Raw genomic sequence first — 2,821 nt, 5'->3', positions numbered from 1 at the left:
GAACCGAACACCATTTAGGCGGTGTCCTAAATGGGTAAGTTTCGGACAACGGTTCTAAAAGCATTATGGTGGTCTCAGTTTTATTCTTCTTTATGTTTGCTTGTTTGTGTAGCCTCAGTTCTCTGAATCCTTGGCGCTCCAAGTTCAACACATACCGGTTGCCTATTATATACTTTCAAATAGTTAAAAAAGTTAAGGAACTTAAAGTGTGGATACGAAGTTTACCATGTGTCACATCAAAAAAGTGGTCCACGGGGGTGGTTTGTTTGAGTTTACCCGAGAAGGATGTTGAGCTGTTTTACAAGCTCTACCACCCGTTACTGGTTTACGTTAACGTAAAGGAGAACATCGTGGAGAGCATAAATTCTCCAGAGGATATTAAAGAGTTACCCGACAAGAGAGAATTAGGTAAGATTAGAACGCATTTATATAATCATCTAGAGCTAATCGGCTCGTTTGTTGCGGAGAATCCCCTGAACTTCTCATCCACCGAGTTAAATATAATCAGTGGCTGGAAAAACTTTGTTAAAGGGGAATTCCTTGTTTTCCGCTACATGAAGAAGTACACCGTTTTTCTTAAAACAGATGGCCCGCCGAAAGCCTATGGGGTTCTCTCACTTTACACACCCTTTGAAGAGATGCTTGGGTCCAGTCTGCCAGTAATGGTTGACTGTGTGCTTCTACCTTTCAAAGACAAAATCGTGTATGACGGCATCGTTATTCCGTACAACATATTTTTTGGTGGAGGTATCCGCCGCAGCTTCAACCACGCTTATCAAGAGGCTAAGCACAGATTCGGAATCATAACCTCTCTCCCATTTATAGAGAAGGAAGAGAAGCAAAGCGACGCTGACAAGCTAAAATTCTACCTGAAAAGTGAAAGCAACCGAGAAAGATATTGGGAAGAAATAGATGAATTAATCAAGGACCCTAATCTTCTAACACTCTACCACCAGGAAATGGGAAAAATCCACGCCAAAACACTTGGAAAACGTTTACGCGAGGTCGGCTTGACCCAAGGATGGTTCGCTACGCTAGAGGGCGAAATCGTTGCAAGCGGAACAACAAGGGAAGAAGTTGAAAGAATTGCAAATGATATCGTTCCTGCCGAAAAAAGGAACTTTGTTTACATCTTTCAATTAAAGACGAAACAGTAATGTTTGCACCCCCTCAGTCTTAGCAGAAACAAAAATGTAGGAAACCTCTGTAGTGATACTTGGTTATCTGGTGATTTCTGGATTATTTCTTCCGAGTGTTCCCCCTTTCTTAATCCGTTTCTCTTGTGTCATCCATGTTACGGTGTTGAGGGTTATTTGTCTTACTCATTTTGGGTTGCATATTTTTTGCCTTTCTCTTTAGAGTTTTTCGACGCCTTCTCGGTGTGGTGCAGAGGGTGATGCTTGTGTGTGTCTTAAAGATACTCGACACAGTTTTCAAAATAGCGAGTTCAACGAATAAAAAGGCGCCGAAAACTTTTGGGAGGGGGGACATCATTAAAAAAGTTAAAAAATTTGGATGTGGTATAGTTTTGTGAACTTGGTTCGCTACGTATTACCAAAATTCAGCATCAGTCTGGATTCGGACACGCTTAGTTTGACTGAAGCCCCATGAGTAGAGGATGTTTGCTTTGAGTCTAGTTGAAAAGTACGTGAGGTATAGAGAAGCCAGTAAAAAATTATTTGACAAAATAATGAAACGCACTCTTAGTAAAAAAGCGCTCAATGAATCAGGAAAGTTGCTAGGCATTCTTCAGGGAGATACCTTTATATTTTTAAATGAGAATGATACAGATGTTTTGATGGATTTCGCGCTCAACGAGTATAAAAGTAACAACAAGAATGCCATCGAGATTTACAGAAAGAGGATTGGCGGAGAAAACAATGTGGAAAAAGAGATTCTAGACGCCCTACTTTCATCTTACACATCCCTATTCAAAGTTGTTTCTGTCTCGGCGTCGGAAAGCACACTAGTTTTAAATGACCTTTTGAACGAGAAAGAAAACATAAATATCATAGATATCAACTTTAGTAGAACTGCTGTTCCCAATTTACTAATATTTATTAGACTCATCCCATTTAAAGATTTTAACATGACCTCAGGCATATCCTTGGTTTTCCCCGCCAGTACCAAAGATTTTTTCCTAAAGAGGTATAAGAGACTAAGTGAAAGAGCCAAGTCAGACGTTAACCTCCCCATGAAGCGGTTCCTTTTCTTCTACAACTGGAATAAAACTAAAGGTTTCAGAGTAATGCATGCATAAAGAAAGACTTCCAAAGAGCGATAAGCTCAAAAAAGAAAAATAACCGTCTAGAAATGGAGGGCGAAAAAAATGAAGCGGTGTAAGGAGGATGTTGAACTATTCTACAAGCTCTACCACCCGTTACTGATTTACATTAATAAAAAGTATAACGTTGCGAGCGGTGTAGATTCGCCAGACGATTTTAAAGACCTAGAGGAAATATACGCGTTTAGGGAGAAGTTGTACGAGCACCCAGAGTTGATTGACTCGTTTATTAGGGAGAATCCTCATAAATTCTCACCCGATGAACTAGAGATAATCCGCGGCTGGAAAAACTTTGTTAAAGGGAAACTCATTGTTTTCCGCTATTTGGAGAAGTACACCATTTTTCTTAATACAGACGAGCCACCGAAGGCTTACGGTGTTCTTGCACTCAATTCCCCCCTCTAGGAAGTTCTCGGACCGTTGTCCGAAACTTACCCATCTAGGACACTTCCAGATGGTGTTCGGTTCCTGCTTCATAGGGAAGCACCTGCCCTTAAGGCATGAACCTCTCCGCTCTTGCAGGCGTTTTACATATGT

3 protein-coding genes are annotated in these 2,821 nt (G+C 40.8%); all 3 read left to right on the top strand.

Annotated features, from left to right (window positions below; genetic code table 11):
* Positions 1-266: 266 nt before the first annotated feature.
* The 3 genes from ACUVXA_RS19270 to ACUVXA_RS19260 all read left to right on the top strand — a co-directional run bounded on the left by ACUVXA_RS19270 (position 267) and on the right by ACUVXA_RS19260 (position 2,689).
* Positions 267-1,157 (top strand): hypothetical protein, encoded by an 891-nt coding sequence (locus ACUVXA_RS19270; protein WP_445872915.1) that lies wholly within the window; start codon positions 267-269, stop codon positions 1,155-1,157.
* A 470-nt stretch (positions 1,158-1,627) separates the two neighbouring features.
* Positions 1,628-2,260: a hypothetical protein gene (locus ACUVXA_RS19265; RefSeq protein WP_445872914.1), complete on the top strand. Its 633-nt coding sequence runs from the start codon at positions 1,628-1,630 to the stop codon at positions 2,258-2,260.
* A gap of 69 nt (positions 2,261-2,329) precedes the next feature.
* Complete coding sequence (locus ACUVXA_RS19260) at positions 2,330-2,689, top strand: hypothetical protein (RefSeq protein WP_445872913.1); 360 nt, start codon at positions 2,330-2,332, stop codon at positions 2,687-2,689.
* The last annotated feature ends 132 nt before the right edge of the window (positions 2,690-2,821 follow it).

This window comes from Candidatus Jordarchaeum sp. (assembly GCF_052745115.1).
The sequence above is the reverse complement of the archived record's forward strand: the minus strand, read 5'-3'. Positions and strand labels throughout refer to the sequence as shown.